At 66.1% G+C, this 16,220-nt stretch carries 13 protein-coding genes; 8 read left to right on the top strand and 5 right to left on the bottom strand.

The annotated features are described in order from the left end of the window. Positions 1–18: 18 nt before the first annotated feature. Together KIT53_RS06215 and KIT53_RS06210 are read right to left on the bottom strand one after the other, a co-directional pair. Positions 19–594: a HupE/UreJ family protein gene (locus KIT53_RS06215; RefSeq protein WP_297749308.1), complete on the bottom strand. Its 576-nt coding sequence runs from the start codon at positions 592–594 to the stop codon at positions 19–21. An 82-nt stretch (positions 595–676) separates the two neighbouring features. Further along, entirely contained in the window at positions 677–979 is a 303-nt protein-coding gene (locus KIT53_RS06210) for an urease subunit gamma (protein WP_297749305.1), read from the bottom strand. Between the two features lie 208 nt (positions 980–1,187). Here KIT53_RS06210 and KIT53_RS06205 point away from each other — a divergent pair, with 208 nt between their 5' ends. The 8 genes from KIT53_RS06205 (at position 1,188) to urtE (ending at position 13,675) form a co-directional block, all read left to right on the top strand. Beyond that, on the top strand, positions 1,188–4,622 hold the full coding sequence (locus tag KIT53_RS06205; protein ID WP_297749643.1) for an ATP-binding protein: 3,435 nt from the start codon (positions 1,188–1,190) through the stop codon (positions 4,620–4,622). Further along, positions 4,606–5,628: a response regulator transcription factor gene (locus KIT53_RS06200; protein WP_297749302.1), complete on the top strand. Its 1,023-nt coding sequence runs from the start codon at positions 4,606–4,608 to the stop codon at positions 5,626–5,628. The genes KIT53_RS06205 and KIT53_RS06200 overlap by 17 nt, the downstream gene beginning before the upstream one ends. 150 nt (positions 5,629–5,778) lie before the next feature. Continuing rightward, entirely contained in the window at positions 5,779–7,434 is a 1,656-nt protein-coding gene (locus KIT53_RS06195; protein ID WP_297749300.1) for a hypothetical protein, read from the top strand. A 158-nt stretch (positions 7,435–7,592) separates the two neighbouring features. After that, a complete protein-coding gene (gene urtA, locus KIT53_RS06190) occupies positions 7,593–8,882 on the top strand; it encodes an urea ABC transporter substrate-binding protein (protein ID WP_297749297.1) in 1,290 nt (429 codons plus the stop codon). A 187-nt stretch (positions 8,883–9,069) separates the two neighbouring features. Next, positions 9,070–10,617: an urea ABC transporter permease subunit UrtB gene (urtB, locus tag KIT53_RS06185; RefSeq protein WP_297749640.1), complete on the top strand. Its 1,548-nt coding sequence runs from the start codon at positions 9,070–9,072 to the stop codon at positions 10,615–10,617. Further along, a complete protein-coding gene (gene urtC / locus KIT53_RS06180) occupies positions 10,614–11,744 on the top strand; it encodes an urea ABC transporter permease subunit UrtC (protein ID WP_297749294.1) in 1,131 nt (376 codons plus the stop codon). The genes urtB and urtC overlap by 4 nt, the downstream gene beginning before the upstream one ends. Continuing rightward, the gene (urtD, locus tag KIT53_RS06175) at positions 11,741–12,616 is read left to right on the top strand and encodes an urea ABC transporter ATP-binding protein UrtD (protein ID WP_297749291.1); all 876 of its coding nucleotides are present in this window, start codon (positions 11,741–11,743) and stop codon (positions 12,614–12,616) included. Before urtC ends, urtD begins: the two co-directional genes overlap by 4 nt. A gap of 366 nt (positions 12,617–12,982) precedes the next feature. Continuing rightward, positions 12,983–13,675 (top strand): urea ABC transporter ATP-binding subunit UrtE, encoded by a 693-nt coding sequence (gene urtE, locus KIT53_RS06170; RefSeq protein WP_297749637.1) that lies wholly within the window; start codon positions 12,983–12,985, stop codon positions 13,673–13,675. A 30-nt stretch (positions 13,676–13,705) separates the two neighbouring features. Here the strand turns inward: urtE and KIT53_RS06165 are convergent, their stop codons facing one another. The 3 genes from KIT53_RS06165 to KIT53_RS06155 are packed head-to-tail and all read right to left on the bottom strand — an operon-like array spanning position 13,706 to position 16,112. After that, positions 13,706–14,542, bottom strand: coding sequence for an urease accessory protein UreD (locus KIT53_RS06165; protein WP_297749288.1), 837 nt, complete (start codon positions 14,540–14,542; stop codon positions 13,706–13,708). Between the two features lie 17 nt (positions 14,543–14,559). Then, positions 14,560–15,084 (bottom strand): nucleoside deaminase, encoded by a 525-nt coding sequence (locus KIT53_RS06160; protein ID WP_297749285.1) that lies wholly within the window; start codon positions 15,082–15,084, stop codon positions 14,560–14,562. Next, positions 15,081–16,112 (bottom strand): ABC transporter substrate-binding protein, encoded by a 1,032-nt coding sequence (locus KIT53_RS06155; protein ID WP_297749282.1) that lies wholly within the window; start codon positions 16,110–16,112, stop codon positions 15,081–15,083. Before KIT53_RS06155 ends, KIT53_RS06160 begins: the two co-directional genes overlap by 4 nt. Positions 16,113–16,220: the final 108 nt, after the last annotated feature.

The raw sequence follows: 16,220 nt of genomic DNA, 5'->3' as shown, positions 1-16,220 counted from the left end.
GCCTCGCGCAGCTTCGGTTCAGGCCATGAGCGACCAGGCCATGTTCAGCCCGAACAGCGCGACCGCGGCGCCCGCCGCGCGCGGCAACCAGGCGCTGTGCCGGCGCATCACCAGGCCCACGCCCATGCCAGCGACGTGCAGCAGCGCCGTGCCGGCCACCATGCCCAGCAGTGCGCCCGCGCCCGCGAGTTCCTGGCCGTGCGCCGCGCCGTGGAACAGTGCGAACGCCCCTACCAGCACGGCGCCCGCCGCCTCGGGCAGTTTCACCTGCGCCGCCAGCAGCAAGCCAACCACCAGCATGGACGCCGCGATCATGGGCTCGATGGCCGGGAAGGCGATGCCTGCCTGCGCCAGCAGTGCACCCACCAGCAGCAGAGAGGCGAACGCCAGCGGCGCGGCCCAGATTCGCCGCGCCGTCATGGCGCTCCACACGCCCACCGCCAGCATCGCGGCCAGGTGGTCCAGCCCGGTGATGGGGTGGAAGAAGCCGGTGAGGAATCCATGGTGTCCGCCGCCATCGGCACCCACGTGCGCGAGGACGGAGGTACTGAGCAAGGTGCCAAAGGCCAGCGCCAGAAGGTGTTTGGTTTTCATGAAAGGTTCTCCAATGTCAAAAAGAGGCCTGGCGCATGTCGGCTGCCCGCAAGCCCCATGGCATGGCCCGGCTGGATGCACTTCAGGTGATGGGCTGGTGAACCGTCACCAGCTTGGTGCCGTCGGGGAAGGTGGCTTCCACCTGGATGTCCGGGATCATTTCGGCGATGCCGTCCATCACGTCGGCCCGTGTGAGCACCTGCCGGCCTTCGCTCATGAGCTGGGCCACGGTCTTGCCGTCGCGTGCGCCCTCCAGCACGGCGGCGCTGATCAGGGCGATGGCTTCCGGGTGGTTGAGCTTGAGCCCGCGCGCGCGGCGCCTCTCGGCCAGCAGCGCGGCGGTGAACAGCAGCAGCTTATCTTTTTCTCGGGGCGTGAGTTCCATGGTGGTGCGGGCGCTTTCGATCTGTCTGGCAGACCGGGTCAGCAATTCCCGTGCCCCACGCGCCGGCGTGGCATGAAAGCTGCACAAACCCGGTGTGAACAACGCCCCGTCCGACCTTTCTCCGTTGCCGGTTTCGGCCGAGCCCGCGGCGCCGCAGCGCATCATAAAGGTGCGCCGCGACTACAACAGCTGGGTGGGCAGCGAGACCATGGAGGACTATGCGCTGCGCTACACGCCGCAGCGCTTTCGCAAGTGGTCGGAATGGCGGGTGGCCAACACCGCCTTCGGCGCCGCCTCCTTCCTGATCCTGGAAGCGGTGGGCGCGACCCTGCTGGTGCAGTACGGCTTCATCAACGCCGCCCTGGCCATCCTGTGCACCGGCCTCATCATCTTCCTGGCCGGGTTGCCCATCAGCGTCTATGCCGCACGCCACGGCATCGACATGGACCTGCTCACGCGGGGGGCGGGGTTCGGGTACATCGGCTCCACCATCACCTCGCTGATCTACGCCTCGTTCACCTTCATCTTCTTCGCGCTGGAGGCCGCGGTGATGGCCTATGCGCTGGAACTCGCGCTGGACATTCCGCCCGCCTGGGGCTACCTGATCTGCGCGCTGGTGGTCATTCCGCTCGTGACGCACGGGGTGTCGGTCATCAGCCGCTTCCAGGTCTGGACGCAGCCCTTGTGGCTGGTGATGATGGTGGTGCCTTTCGCCGCGGTGGCCTGGATGGCGCCAGAGACATTCACCAACGTGGTGCATTACGGAGGCGAATCTGGTGCAGGCACCCGCTTCGATTGGCACTTGTTTGGTGCGGCTCTGACGGTGGGCATCGCGCTCATCACCCAGATGGGCGAGCAGGCCGACTACCTGCGCTTCATGCCCGCCCGCGTGCCGGGCAAGGCCTGGCGCTGGTGGGCCGGCGTGCTCGCCGGTGGCCCGGGTTGGGTGGTGATCGGCGTGATCAAAATGCTGGGCGGCGCCCTGCTGGCCTACCTGGCCATCAGCCACATGGTGCCGCCCGAGCGCGCGGTCGACCCCAACCAGATGTACCTAGCGGCCTACGAGTTCGTGTTCACGGACTACGGCTGGGCGGTGGCCGCGACGGCGCTTTTCGTGGTGGTGTCCCAGCTCAAGATCAACGTCACCAACGCCTACGCCGGTTCGCTGGCGTGGAGCAACTTCTTCTCCCGCATCACGCACAGCCACCCAGGGCGCGTGGTGTGGGTGGTGTTCAACACACTGATCGCCTTCATGCTGATGGAGATGAACGTGTTCCAGGCCTTGGGCGAGGTGCTGGGCGTGTACTCCAACATCGCCATCGCCTGGATCATGGCGGTGGTGGCAGACCTGGTGATCAACAAGCCGCTGGGCTGGTCGCCCAAGGGCATCGAGTTCAAGCGCGCCTACCTGTACGACATCAACCCCGTGGGTGTGGGCGCCATGGGCCTGGCATCGGCGCTGTCGATCCTGGCGCACACCGGGCTCATGGGGCCGGGGCCGCAGGCCTTTTCGGCCCTGATCGCGATGGTGACGGCGCTGGTGGCGGCCCCGGCGATCGCCTGGATCACCCAGGGGCGCTACTACATCGCCAGAAGCGGTGGCGAGGCGCGCACGGCCGCGCCGGGGATCTGGCTGCGCCAGGTGGCCAGTGCGACCCCCGACGCCGCAGGCCGCGCCGGGGGTGTCACCCACACCTGCGTCATATGCGAGCGCGAATACGAGGCCCCCGACATGGCGCACTGCCCGGCCTACCAGGGCCACATCTGCTCGCTGTGCTGCACGCTGGATGCGCGCTGCGGCGACCTCTGCAAGCCGCATGCGCGCCTGTCCGAGCAGTGGATGGGGGCGCTGCGCCACGTGATGCCGCGCACCGTGTGGCCCTACCTGGAAGCGGGTCTGGCGCACTACCTGCTGCTCATGCTGGTGATCGCACCCGTGCTGGCGGCGGTGCTGGGGCTGCTGTACCGCCAGGAAGTGGAGGGCCTGAGCCAGGGGCTGGGCGTGGCCGCCAACGTCTCGCTGCTCGATGCCGCGCTGCGCTCAGGTTTCGTGCGCGTCTACGCGGTGCTGCTGCTGATCGCCGCCACCGTGGCCTGGTGGCTGGTGCTGGCGCACAAGAGCCGTGAGGTGGCACAGGAGGAGTCCAACCGCCAGACGCGTCTGCTGATGCAGGAGATCGAGTCGCACCAGCGCACCGACGAAGCCCTGCAGCAGGCACGCCACGCAGCCGAACAGGCCAACCAGGCCAAGACACGCTACATCTCCACCATCAGCCACGAACTGCGCACGCCGCTCAACAGCATCCTGGGCTACGCGCAACTGTTGCAGGAGGACACCGGCATGGCACCGCACCGGGCGCAGGCCATCCGTGTGATCCACCGCGGCGGCGAGCACCTGCTTTCGCTGATCGATGGCACGCTGGACATCGCGCGCATCGAGTCGGGCAAGCTGGCGCTGGACGTGCGGCCCATGGCCTTCGCCGGGACCATGCAGGAGGTGGCCAGCATGTTCGAGCTGCAGGCCGCCGCCAAGGGCCTGCGCTTTGCATTCGAGACCGGTGGGCGTCTGCCGGACGCGGTGCGCGCCGACGAGAAGCGCCTGCGGCAGATCCTGATCAACCTGCTGGGCAATGCGGTCAAGTTCACCCGCCAGGGCCAGGTGCGGCTGCGCGTCACGCACCAGCGCGAGATGGCCCAGTTCGAGGTGCACGACACCGGGCCAGGCATGAGCGCGCAGGAGCTTGAACGTGTGTTCGAGCCTTTCGCGCGCGGGCAGGGTGACGCCGCCTCGGCGGCTGGCGCGGGCACCGGGCTGGGCCTGACCATCGCCAAGATGCTCACCGACCTCATGGGCGGCGAGATGACCGTGCGCAGCGCACCCGGGCAGGGCACGGTGTTCACGGTTCGCCTGTTCCTGCCGGAGTTGCACGGCGCGGTGCTGCCCGGGCCGCAGGCGGCCCTGCAGTTCACCGGCTACACGGGCGAGCGCCGCCGCGTGCTGGTGGTGGACAACGAGGAGGCCGACCGGGAACTGCTCTCGCGCTGGCTGGCGCCGCTGGGGTTCGAGGTGATGTTGGCCACCAGCGGCCTCGATGCGCTGGCCCTGCTCGATGACCTGCAGCCCGGTGGGCCGCAGGCGCCGCACGCGGTCTTCATGGACCTGGCCATGCCCGGCATCGACGGCTGGGAGACGCTGCGCCGCCTGCGGGCGCGTGGGTGGGGTGCCGTGCCCCTGGCCATCGTTTCGGCCAATGCCTTCGACAAGGGCCTGCAGGCGGAAGACGGCGACCAGGGCCATCGCCCGCAGGATTTCTTCGTCAAGCCGGTGCGGCGCGACGACCTGCTGAACTGGCTGGGCCAGAAGCTCTCGCTCGACTGGCTGGGCGCTGGCATCGAGCCGGCGCAACCCACCCCGGTCCCGGCGCCGGCAGCGCCCGCCCCGGCCAGCCGCGCCGAGATCGAACCCCTGCTGGAGCTGGTCCGCCTGGGGTACTACAAGGGCATCGTGCAATGGCTGGACGAATGGGTGTCGCGCCATCCCGAGCAGGCCGCCTTTGCCCAGTCGTTGCGCGCCCTGGCGCGTGAGTTCCGTTTCGAAGCCATCGAACAGCAATTGCTGCAACACCATGCCGCATCCGGTTGAGCCCCTCGCGCCTACGCCCGTCGCCGGCCTGAGCCTGCCGCTGACGGACAGTCTGGTGGTCCTCATCGTCGACGACGTGCCCGACAACGTGGCGCCCCTGCACGACGCGCTGGACGAGGCGGGCTACACCGTGCTGGTGGCACTGGACGGAGAGAGCGCGATCCGGCGCGCCACGCAGGCCTTGCCCGACGTGGTGCTGCTCGACGCCGTCATGCCCGGTCTGGATGGCTTCGAGGTGGCGCGCCGGCTCAAGGGTCAGCCCGCCACGGCGAACATTCCCATCATCTTCATGACCGGGCTCACCGACACCGAGCACCTGGTGGCGGCGTTGGATGCGGGAGGCGTGGACTATGTGACCAAGCCGATCAAGCCGCGCGAAGTGATGGCGCGCATGGGTGTGCACCTGCGCACCGCGCGCCACGTGCGCCAGGGCGCGGTGGAGCGCAGCCAGGCGCGCAATGCGCTCGACGCCTTTGGCTACGCCACCATCACCGTGCGCGAGCGCGACGGCCGCCTGATGTGGCAGACACCGCTGGCGCGCGACCTGTTGCGCCACCACTGCGGCACCGAAGCGCCCGTGACGCCGCCCGAGGTGCTGCAATGGCTGCGGCGCCACCTGGCCGATGCGCGAGAGCAACGCGAGCCGCCACGCCTGAGCATCGAAAACGGCCCGCGCCGCCTGACCTTCCGCCTGCACCAGTGCGTGGGCGACGAGGTGAATGGCGAAGGTGGAGACTGGTTGATCGTGATGCAGGAGACCTCCGACGCCAGCGTGCTTTCCGGCCTGGCCGCCGCCTTTGGCCTGACGGCGCGAGAGGCTGAGGTGCTGTACTGGGTGGTCAAAGGCAAGATCAACCGCGACATCGGCGACATCCTGGGCGCAAGCCCCGCCACGGTGAAGAAGCACCTGGAACGCATCTACGCCAAGCTGGGCGTGGAGACGCGCACCGCGGCAGCGGCTATGGCGATCAACCGGGTGCGTCAGCTCGATTTGCCTGTCGGTTGATGCTATGTCCTATCTGGGAGCCGGCGGTTTTCACGAAGGATGAAGCGGCAGCGCTTGGTGGATGTTCCCGGCGGCGCCTCGGTTAGGATGCTGACCGAGTTCAAGGCGAACGGGTTGCGTTAGACCAGACTCAGGCGAGGGCGCGTTGTTGTGAAACTGTCCGATCAAGCTTTCTTGCCGGTTCGTGCGCTCAATGAGAATGCGCGTCGCGCATTCATCGAGCGGCGAGACAGCCTGTACTCATATCTGTCGTCCGAAGAGCAGCAGTGTGTACTGCGACTGGCGGACTGGTACGCGATACGCAAGCAGTCGTTGCTGCCAGCTATCGAGCTCCTGAACAGGAGTTCAATGGCGGTTTCGAATCAGTTGCTCTTTCCATTGCACGGACTTCCCAAGCCCAACTTGCTGGTGCGAGGTCTGGCCCAACTCAACGTGGCAAGGGGTAAGGCCGAGGATAGGTACTCGCATTGGCTTCACGAGCAGTTCATTTCCAAGATCGCGGATGAGTCGGATGTGAATGCTCAAGAAGACACCGCGCTCGGTGTGCTCCTGTTCTTCCGTTTGTTGCAAGTCGAACTGGGGCGCGAGTGGACGCGAGTTTTTTTGGAAAAGCGTCTCACTCTGGCTGCGCAGCAGTGGGTCAAAGATGGCCGCGTACCGCCAGAAGTCAGACTGAGGGCTGCGATCCGATCACTGTTACATGAAGGCAACGGACGAGACTTGCTTGATCTGCGACGACTGACATGGGGCCTTTTGCTGGAGGTTGTGAGCAGGGACACGGAGGCCGCAGCGGCGTTTGTCGATGAGCATTGGAAAAGCAGTGGGGGATCCGCCGTCTTCTTTCCGCTCTATTTCCACGAAAGCCCCGAACTGGCCTACCAGTTGGCTACCCGCTTTCGGCCGTTTCGAAGAGAGTTCTCGGAGGAGATGCTGCGACAGGCGATTTTCAATACGGCGTTGAAGCTTCTGGGAAATGATCGCAGCGTTTCGCTTGGGGTGGCTGTGGACAGTTTGCTGGCGCCCATGAGTGCGCTACTGGTCGTATGGACCTTGGATACTCCGGGCGCAAGCGTCGAGTCCCGCCTGCGCGCCTTGGATTGCTTGTTTCGGTACGGTGATCCAAGTGGTGACTACTGGACCCGATTGCCCTCGGCCTGCCTGGCACTTATCGAGAGCATTTCGTCCGAGGAGCAAGGGCAATGGCTGCATTTGCTTGCTGCCGCTTCCTTCTATTCGGACCAGACCGCTTCAACTGCGGACGCGGCGCTAAGGCGGTTCGATCACCATGTGGCCCGCGAACTGTCCTCGCCCATTGGCAATGCACCTTCGGGCGTTGTCCAAGTTGCACGCAAACTGGACAACGCGCTGGGCTTGTTGGAGGACAAGGTGCTTTCGCACAGGAATCGCCACATTCCTCCGAACCCGCAACATCCATTGATGGTGGCCTTTGAAAACCGTCTTAACACCTGCCGAGAGCGGTGGTTTGGTGTGAACTCGCCGACTGCGATGCAGGATCTCGTCGCGCTGACATTGGGCTTGAGCAGCGAGCGCTTGATCCGCAGACACCACGAAGTCCTTTTGAGGGAATTTCCCCTTCGTGTTCAAGCTTCTCCCCAGGACGCAGGGCTCGCGCTCAAGCGGCTGATCCAGTACCGAGGCTACAGCCAGACAGGGGATCAGATGTACCGGAAGCAACTGTGCCAAGACACCTTTGACGCGCTATTGCCGACGCTCGAAAAGGTGTCTCAGGCCGATGCGAGCGTGGCTCGCTCGGGTATCGGCTGGAGTCCGCGCGGGGACATATAGCTCAAGACAGAAGGCGGCGTACGCCACCCGGCGTACATACGCCGCGGCGGAGCATCCCTAGCATCCAGTTCGTCCGCTGTGCCACGTCCGAAGAGGGCAGCCGGCGGCGCCAACACACCACCCCCTCACGGGGACCACAGGAACACTGGAGAAGCGCGATGTCCCAATCTCAGAACACCCGTCGTATCACCCTCAAGACCCTTTCGGCCGCCGCCATGGTGGCCACGCTGGGCGGCCTGTCCGCCCTGCCTGCCCACGCCCAGGAGACCATCAAGGTCGGCGTGCTGCACAGCCTCTCCGGCACCATGGCCATCTCTGAAACCGTGCTCAAGGACACGGTGCTCATGGCCATCGACGAGATCAACGCCAAGGGCGGCGTGCTGGGCAAGAAGCTCGAACCCGTGGTGGTGGACCCGGCCTCCAACTGGCCGCTGTTCGCCGAGAAGACCAAGCAATTGCTGACGCAGGACAAGGTGGCGGTGATCTTCGGTTGCTGGACCTCGGTGTCGCGCAAGTCGGTGCTGCCGGTGGTGGAAGAGAACAACGGCCTGCTGTTCTATCCCGTGCAGTACGAGGGCGAGGAACTGAGCAAGAACGTGTTCTACACCGGCGCCGCGCCCAACCAGCAGGCCATTCCGGCGGTGGAATACCTGATGAGCAAGGACGGTGGCTCCGCCAAGCGCTGGGTGCTGCTGGGCACCGACTATGTGTACCCGCGCACCACCAACAAGATCCTGCGCGCCTTCCTCAAGAGCAAGGGCGTGGCCGATGCCGACATCATGGAGGAGTACACCCCCTTCGGCCACAGCGACTACCAGACCATCATCGCCAACATCAAGAAGTTCGCGTCGGCTGGCAAGAAGACGGCGGTGGTCTCCACCATCAACGGCGACTCCAACGTGCCCTTCTACAAGGAACTGGGCAATGCAGGCCTGTCCGCCAAGGACGTGCCGGTGGTGGCCTTCTCCGTGGGCGAGGAAGAGCTGCGCGGCGTGGACACCAAGCCGCTGGTGGGCCACCTGGCTGCATGGAATTACTTCATGAGCATCAAGAGCCCGGCCAACACCGAGTTCGTGAAGAAGTGGAGCGCCTACGCCAAGGCCAAGAACATCCCCGGCCACAAGGACAAGCCGCTGACCAACGATCCGATGGAAGCCACCTACATCGGCGTCAACATGTGGGCCCAGGCCGTGACCAAGGCCAAGTCGACCGATACCGACAAGGTCATCGCCGCCATGGCCGGCCAGACCTTCAAGGCGCCGGGTGGCTTCACCAGCACCATGGACAAGGAAAACCACCACCTGCACAAGCCGGTGTTCATCGGCGAGGTGCGTGCCGATGGCCAGTTCAACGTGGTGTGGAAGACGCCGGGTCCCGTGGTCGCGGATCCGTGGAGCGACTACATCCCCGAGAACAAGGGCAAGAAGAACGTGCCGGAGAAGAAGTAACACCCCCCTGCGCCGCTGACGCGGCTTCCCCCCTCTGTGGCGCGCCTTCGGCGCTTCGAGGGGGGACGGCATCTCGGGCCGGCAAAGCCGGACCCTTGATGCCTCTGGCAGATGCGCCTTCATTCGGATGGGATTTGTTATGAAGACTTGGTGGCTCCGCAGCGTGGGGCTGGGGCTTGTGGTGTGCATGTCGCTGGGCGTGGCCCATGCGCTCACGCCGGCCGATGCGCTTGCGGTGGTGGATGGCGACACCGATACCCGCATCGACACGATCAACCGCCTGGCGGTGGAGCCGGATGAGCGGGCCACCGCGCTGATCAAGGCGATGTCCGAAGAGGCGGTGCGTGTGCAGGGCGAGCGCGTGCTGCTGGTGGATGGCGACGGCGCCATCGATGCGGTGACTGGCGAGAAGCTGGCCACGCTGCCGGAAGACGCCAGCGACATCATGATCAACAACCGCCTGCGCGGCGCTATGGAGAATGCGCTGGCGGGCATGGAACTGCTGGGCGCTTCGCCCGAGCGCCAGCGCGAGGCGGCGCGTACGTTGCAGCGCACGGCGTTCGAGGAACCGGATTCAAGCCAGTTGCCGCTGATCGCGAAAGCCCTGGCAGGGCAACTGGATGAGCGCGCGCGCCAAAGCCTGGAACTGGCGCAGGCCGCCGTGCTGCTGGCCAGCGAGGATGCGGCAGAGCGCCTGTCTGCCGCGCAGAAACTGGGTGAGGCGCGCCAGCCCATCGTGCGGCCCTTGCTGCAGCAGCAGATCGAGAAAGAGAGCGACGCCAAGGTCAAGGCGGCGCTGGCCGATTCGCTGGAGCGCATCAACCGCACGCTGGCCCTGGGCAATGCGCTGGCGCAGGTGTTCACCGGCGTGAGCCTGGGCAGCATCCTGCTGCTGGCCGCGCTGGGCCTGGCCATCACCTACGGCCTCATGGGCGTGATCAACATGGCGCACGGCGAGCTGATCATGATCGGCGCCTACGCGACCTGGCTGGTGCAGACCTTCTTCCGCCAGTCGCTGCCGGCGTACTTTGACTGGTACCTGCTGGTGGCCATGCCGGTGGCTTTCATCGCCTCGGGCCTGGTCGGGGCTGCCATGGAGCGCTCGGTGATCCGGTTCCTCTACGGCCGTCCGCTGGAAACCCTGCTGGCCACCTGGGGCATCAGCCTGGTGCTGATGCAGGCCGTGCGCAGCCTGTTTGGCGCGCAGAACGTGGGGGTTGAAAACCCGTCCTGGATGAGCGGGGGCGTCACCCTGCTGGGCAATCTCAACCTGCCCTGGAACCGCATCATCATCATCGGCTTCGCGCTCGCGGTACTGCTGGGCGTGGCGCTGCTGATCGGCAAGACGCGCCTGGGCCTGTTCGTGCGCGGGGTCACGCAGAACCGGCCCATTGCCTCCTGCATGGGCGTGAACACGGCGCGCATCGACACCTATGCCTTCGCGCTGGGATCGGGCATTGCCGGCCTGGCCGGCTGCGCGTTGAGCCAGATCGGCAACGTCGGACCCGACCTCGGCCAGAACTACATCGTCGACTCCTTCATGGTGGTGGTGCTCGGCGGCGTGGGCCAGCTCGCCGGCACGGTGTACGCCGCGCTCGGCCTGGGGGTTCTAAACAAGTTCATCGAAGGCTGGGCCGGTGCCGTTCTTGCCAAGATCGCGGTGCTGGTGTTCATCATCGTCTTCATCCAGAAACGTCCCCAGGGCATCTTCGCCATGAAAGGAAGAGAGGCATGAGCGCCCCGTCCGCCTCCACCGCCGTGACCCTGCCCAGCCCTGGCCCCCTGCTCACACGGGGCGGCTGGAGCGCCTTCATCGTCGCCCTGCTGGTGGTGTGTGCCGTGGCGCCGCTACTCAACCTGTTCGTGCCCGAGAGCAGCGCCTTCCATCTCAGCGACTACATGGTGGCCCTGCTGGGCAAGATCATGTGCTACGCCATCTGCGCGCTGGCCATGGACCTCATCTGGGGCTACACCGGCATCCTCAGCCTGGGGCATGGCCTGTTCTTTGCGCTGGGCGGCTACGTGATGGGCATGTACCTCATGCGCCAGATCGGTACCGACGGCAACTACAAGAGCGAGCTGCCGGACTTCATGGTGTTCCTGGACTGGAAGGAGCTGCCGTGGCACTGGGCGCTGTCCGACAGCTTCGTCGCCACGCTGCTGCTGGTGGTGCTGGTGCCAGGGCTGGTGGCCTTCGTGTTCGGCTACTTCGCCTTCCGTTCGCGTATCAAGGGCGTGTACTTCTCCATCATCACGCAGGCCCTCACCTTTGCCGCGCTGCTGCTGTTCTTTCGCAACGAGACCGGCTTCGGCGGCAACAACGGTTTCACGGACTTCAAGCGCATCCTCGGCCTGCCCATCGCCACGCAGGGCATGCGCATGACGCTCTTCGTGCTGACGGGCCTGACGCTGCTGGGCTTCTTCCTCTTCGCGCGCTGGCTGGTCGGCAGCAAGTTCGGGCGCGTGCTGCAGGCGGTGCGCGACGCCGAGAGCCGCGTCATGTTCTGCGGCTACAACCCCTTGCCCTACAAGCTCACCATCTGGACCCTCTCCGCTGTCATGTGTGGCGTGGCCGGGGCCTTGTACGTGCCGCAGGTGGGCATCATCAACCCGGGTGAAATGAGCACGGCCAACAGCATCGAGATTGCCATCTGGGCGGCCGTGGGCGGGCGCGCCACGCTGGTGGGCCCGATCCTCGGCGCTTTCATCGTCAACGGCGCCAAGAGCTGGCTCACGGTGAGTTTTCCCGAGTACTGGCTGTACTTTCTCGGTGCCCTGTTCATCGTCGTGACCCTGTTCATGCCACAGGGGGTGGTGGGGCTGGCGAAGAAGCTCCGTGGGGTGAAGGGAGAACGCGCATGACACCGGACCTGATGGAAGAGGGCGCTCGGCGCCTGGAGAAACACCGGGGTCCGGCGCCGGGCGGGAACACCGAGTCCGGTGGCCGTGCCGCGGGCTTCTCGCGCCTGGTCACGCCGGGCGAGGTGGACACCGCGCACGGCCGCATTCTCTACCTGGAGGATGTGAACGTGAGCTTCGACGGCTTCAAGGCCATCAACCACCTGTCGTTGGACATCGCGCCGGGTGAACTGCGTTGCATCATCGGCCCCAATGGCGCGGGAAAAACCACGATGATGGACATCATCACCGGCAAGACACGGCCTGACTCGGGCCAGGTGTTCTTCGGCAGCACCATCGACCTGCTGCGCTACCGGGAGGCCGAGATCGCCGCCATGGGCATAGGCCGCAAGTTCCAGAAACCCACGGTTTTCGAGCACCTGAGCGTGTTCGAAAACCTGGAACTGGCGCTGGCGACCGACAAGCGTGTGCGCCGCTCCATGGTCTTCCGGCTCAACGGGGAAGAAAAGGACCGCCTGGGCGAGGTGCTGCAGACCATCCACCTGGCCGACAGCGCTGCGCGCCTGGCCGGCAACCTCAGCCACGGCCAGAAGCAATGGCTGGAGATTGGCATGCTGCTGATGCAGGACCCCAAGCTGCTGCTGCTCGACGAGCCCGTGGCCGGCATGACCGATGAAGAGACCGAACGCACCGCGCAGCTCTTCCTCTCGCTCAAAGGCCGGCATTCGCTGATGGTGGTGGAGCACGACATGAGCTTCATCCGCACGATTTCCGAGAAGGTCACGGTGCTGTGCGACGGTGCGGTTCTGGCGGAGGGCACGCTGGACCAGGTGCAGGCCGACGAGCGTGTGATCGAGGTCTACCTTGGCCGTTGAATTTTCCCTTCGGGCGGCTGGGTTTGGCCGGGTCTCGGCCCGGCGGCCGAGCCACTTTTCTTTGCTTCGCCAAAGAAAAGTAGCCAAAAGAAAGGCGACCCTGCTGGCTGTGTCCCTCCGCTGCGCTCCGGGCAACCTGCGGTGCGCGCGTCGGGCGGGGTCTGCGCAAACTCGCTTCGCTCAAACATGCGCAGCCCTGATCCGCCCGCCGCTGTGCTCCTCGGCACCGCCAGAAGGGCCCCGGACTTCGGCTCGATCTCTCTTTGCTTTCCTTCTTTTGGCGAAGCAAAAGAAAGTCAGCCGGTCGCCCGGCCGAGACCAGGCTTGCCACGATAGGAATCCCACTGGAGGACAGCGCCCATGAGCCTGCTCGAAGTCAAAGACATCAACCAGTACTACGGCGGCAGCCACATCCTGCGCAACGTCAGCCTCACGGCCGAGTTGGGCCAGGTCACCGTGGTGCTGGGCCGCAATGGCGTGGGCAAGACCACGCTGCTGAAGTCGCTCATGGGGCTGGTGCCCATCAAGAGTGGGAGCATCGCGCTGGACGGTGTCTCCATTGCCGGGGCGACGCCCTATGAGCGTGCGCGCATGGGCGTGGGCTTCGTGCCGCAAGGACGTGAGATTTTTGCCCGCCTCACGGTGCAGGAGAACCTGCTCATGGGGCTGGCGACCAAGAAGGGTGGCACGCCGATACCGGCGGAGTTGTTCGAGCTGTTCCCGGTGCTGAAGCAGATGCTGGGACGGCGTGGAGGCGATCTTTCGGGCGGCCAGCAGCAGCAACTGGCCATTGCGCGGGCGCTGGCGGCGGGGCCGAAGCTGTTGATCCTGGACGAGCCCACCGAAGGCATACAGCCCAACATCATCAAGGACATCGGCCGGGTGATCCGCATGCTGGCCGATCGCGGCAACATGGCCATCGTGCTGGTCGAGCAGTACTACGATTTTGCCGAGGCGCTGGCCGATCGCTATGTGGTCATGGAGCGCGGCGAGGTGATTGCCTCGGGGCCTGGCAGCGAGATGGCCCAGAAGGGCGTGCGCCAACTGGTGGCGATCTGAGGACCGGCGCGGGCGAGGCGGCCGCGCGCCTCACACGCGCCAGATGCGCGGTGGCACGGACGGGAGGCCCCAGGCTTGCCGGCGCAGTTCGGCCCAGGTGCGCTGGAACAAGGTCATCAGCGGCTCCACCAGCGGGGCGAGCGCGCGCAACACCAGCATCTGGCCGTTCGGGCTGGTGATGCCGGCCTGCACCTGCGCGGGGCAGTCCTGGTCCAGGACCGAGCGCACGCAGGCCAGCAGGTCCTCGCGCCGCTGGCGCTCCAGTGGCGTGCCGGTGGCCAGCCACAGGGTGCCCATGCAGCGCTGCCCCCCCAGACCCAGGGGGGAGTCGAGGAGCCGCGTGTCCGCAGCGTCGATGCGCGCCTGCTCCAGCCACAGGCCCGGGATCTCCAGGCGCTGCTCCAGCACGCCGCGGTCAAAGGCCTGGCCGGCCGCAGGCAGGCCCAGGGCGCAGACGTCCCAGCCCAGCCATTCCGCGCCCTCGGCCAGTGTGGCGCAAAGGGTGTTGCGCGCCAGGCAACCGGGATAGACGATGGTCTCCAGGGGCAGCCATTCCAAGCGGGCACCAGCGGCCAGATCGAGCGTGACCTGTTGCGAGGCGGCCGGGCCGTCGGAGCGGTAGAAACGCGTGGCCCCAGGCGTGGACAGCAAGCCATGCGCACCGCCTTCGGCTCTTACCCGCAAGTCCAGCGTGTCGCCGCCCACCAGGCCGCCAGGGGGATGCACGATCACGTTGTGGCAGATCGTGTCGCCTTCCGGGTAGAGACTCTTGAGGATGCGCAGCGGACCCGTGTGGGTGTGGTGCAGCGTGGTGCGTCCGTGGCCGGTGCTCTGGTAGCGGAGGTCGAGTTGGGCGTGCCAGGGCATGCGGGGAGTTTACGCGCTCAGCTTTTCCAGAAGCCCTGGTGCGCAAGGCGGGCTTCGTCGATGAGCGCGGGCCCCACACACTCGATGGGGTGTGGCGAGGCGTCGAACACGTCACGGCAGGACAGTTCCGCGTCGCGTTGTTCGGGCCGTTCACCGCGGAACACGCGCAAGCTCACCGCGTCGATGCCGAAGACGACGCGGCCGATGTTGCTCCAGAAGATGGCGCCTGCGCACATGACGCAAGGTTCGGCCGACGAGTACAACGTGGCGCTTGCAAGCGTCTTGCGGTCCACCGCCGAACCGAGCTGCCGCACCGCATTGGTTTCCGCATGCCCGGTGCAGTCGCCGGTCTCTGCGGTGTTGCACCAGGCCTCGGCCAGCACCCGGCCATCGGCAGCCACCACGATGGCGCCAAAGGGCCGGTTGCCCCGCTCGCGGGCCACCTGCGACCAGGCGATGGCCTGTCGAAGGTAGGCGCCATCGCGTTCGTCCAGTACCGCCTCGGGAGGTGCCGGGCGGCGGGGTTGTGCGGGTGCGATCATGCGATGACGGTGCGTTCGCTGGCGGCGGGCAGCATGGCGCGGTTGAACAGGCCCTCCACGCCGGGGCGGGTCTTCAGGCCGAACACGTCGACAACCTCGTCCACCTGTTGCTCCAGTGTGCGCTTGAGCACGTCGCCCAGGCCATGGCTGCGCGTGTCGGGCGCGGCGATGTACTGGCGGGTGATGCGCCAGCGCTCAAGCTCTACGGCTTCATTCAGGATGGGCTCACGCTGCCGGGTGGCCGCGATGGCTGCGGCGGGGTCTGCCATGCTCTCCAGGATGGCGCGGTTGGTGGCGCGCAGGAAGGCCGCCACGGCGGCGGGTTGCTGCGTGACCATGGCGTTGCTGGCGAGGATGGCGTTGCCGTAAAGGTTCACGCCTGCCTGCGTGTACTGCAGCACCACGAGGTCGTCGAGCTTCATGCGAGCAAACAGCGATACCGCGGAATCGTGGAAGTAGGTCGCACCGTCCACATCGCCGCGCACCACCACGTTGTCACGCGAGGCGAAATCGGTGGTGGACCACTGGAAGAGATCGTCCTTGATGCGCAGCCTGCGCGCCACCATGGGCCAGGCGCGTCGAGTGGACTCGACGGCCGCCGCGGCGATCTTCTTGCCTTGCAGGCTGCGAAAGTCGGTGGTGATGCCACGGTCCTTGCGGCCGATGATGGCAAAGGGCGCGCGGTTGTAGTACTGGTAGACGGCCTGCACCAGCGGGGTTCCGGCCTGGGCGGCCTGGAATTCGATGAGGGAACTGATGTCGCCCAGTCCCATCTGGTAGACGCCGCTGGCGATGCGGGTGATCGACGCCACGGAGCCCGAGCCCACGTCGATGCTGACGTCCAGCCCCTCGTCCCGGTAGTAGCCCTTGCTCTGTGCAAGAAAGAAGGGCGAGGTCTGGCCGGTGATGCGGAAGTCCAGCGTGAACTTGATGGGGATGGGTTTGCCGCCCGGCTGTGCCCACAAGGCGGGGGCGGCGAGGGAAGAGGCGGCGGCGACGGAGGAGGCGAGGAAGCTGCGGCGTTGCATGGCAAGGCTCCGGTGGAACTTGTTCAAACCTGGCGGATGCCGAGGTCGGCCCGCGAGGACGTACAAGAGCAATTTCCGGGCGGTGCCATGGCGCCGCTGAACGCTTCT

The organism is Hydrogenophaga sp., assembly GCF_026125785.1.
Taxonomy (GTDB): Bacteria; Pseudomonadota; Gammaproteobacteria; order Burkholderiales; family Burkholderiaceae_C; genus Hydrogenophaga.
Note: the sequence above shows the minus strand (reverse complement) of the source record. Positions and strands in the feature narration are given on the sequence as shown.

Coding starts and splice junctions, on each gene's coding strand:
- KIT53_RS06160 (WP_297749285.1), bottom strand. CDS start 15,084: ATGATCGCACCCGCACAACCCCGCCGCCCGGCACCTCCCGAGGCGGTA.
- urtB (WP_297749640.1), top strand. CDS start 9,070: ATGTCGCTGGGCGTGGCCCATGCGCTCACGCCGGCCGATGCGCTTGCG.
- KIT53_RS06155 (WP_297749282.1), bottom strand. CDS start 16,112: ATGCAACGCCGCAGCTTCCTCGCCTCCTCCGTCGCCGCCGCCTCTTCC.
- urtC (WP_297749294.1), top strand. CDS start 10,614: ATGAGCGCCCCGTCCGCCTCCACCGCCGTGACCCTGCCCAGCCCTGGC.
- urtD (WP_297749291.1), top strand. CDS start 11,741: ATGACACCGGACCTGATGGAAGAGGGCGCTCGGCGCCTGGAGAAACAC.
- KIT53_RS06200 (WP_297749302.1), top strand. CDS start 4,606: ATGCCGCATCCGGTTGAGCCCCTCGCGCCTACGCCCGTCGCCGGCCTG.
- KIT53_RS06165 (WP_297749288.1), bottom strand. CDS start 14,542: ATGCCCTGGCACGCCCAACTCGACCTCCGCTACCAGAGCACCGGCCAC.
- KIT53_RS06205 (WP_297749643.1), top strand. CDS start 1,188: ATGGAGGACTATGCGCTGCGCTACACGCCGCAGCGCTTTCGCAAGTGG.
- KIT53_RS06210 (WP_297749305.1), bottom strand. CDS start 979: ATGGAACTCACGCCCCGAGAAAAAGATAAGCTGCTGCTGTTCACCGCC.
- urtA (WP_297749297.1), top strand. CDS start 7,593: ATGTCCCAATCTCAGAACACCCGTCGTATCACCCTCAAGACCCTTTCG.
- KIT53_RS06215 (WP_297749308.1), bottom strand. CDS start 594: ATGAAAACCAAACACCTTCTGGCGCTGGCCTTTGGCACCTTGCTCAGT.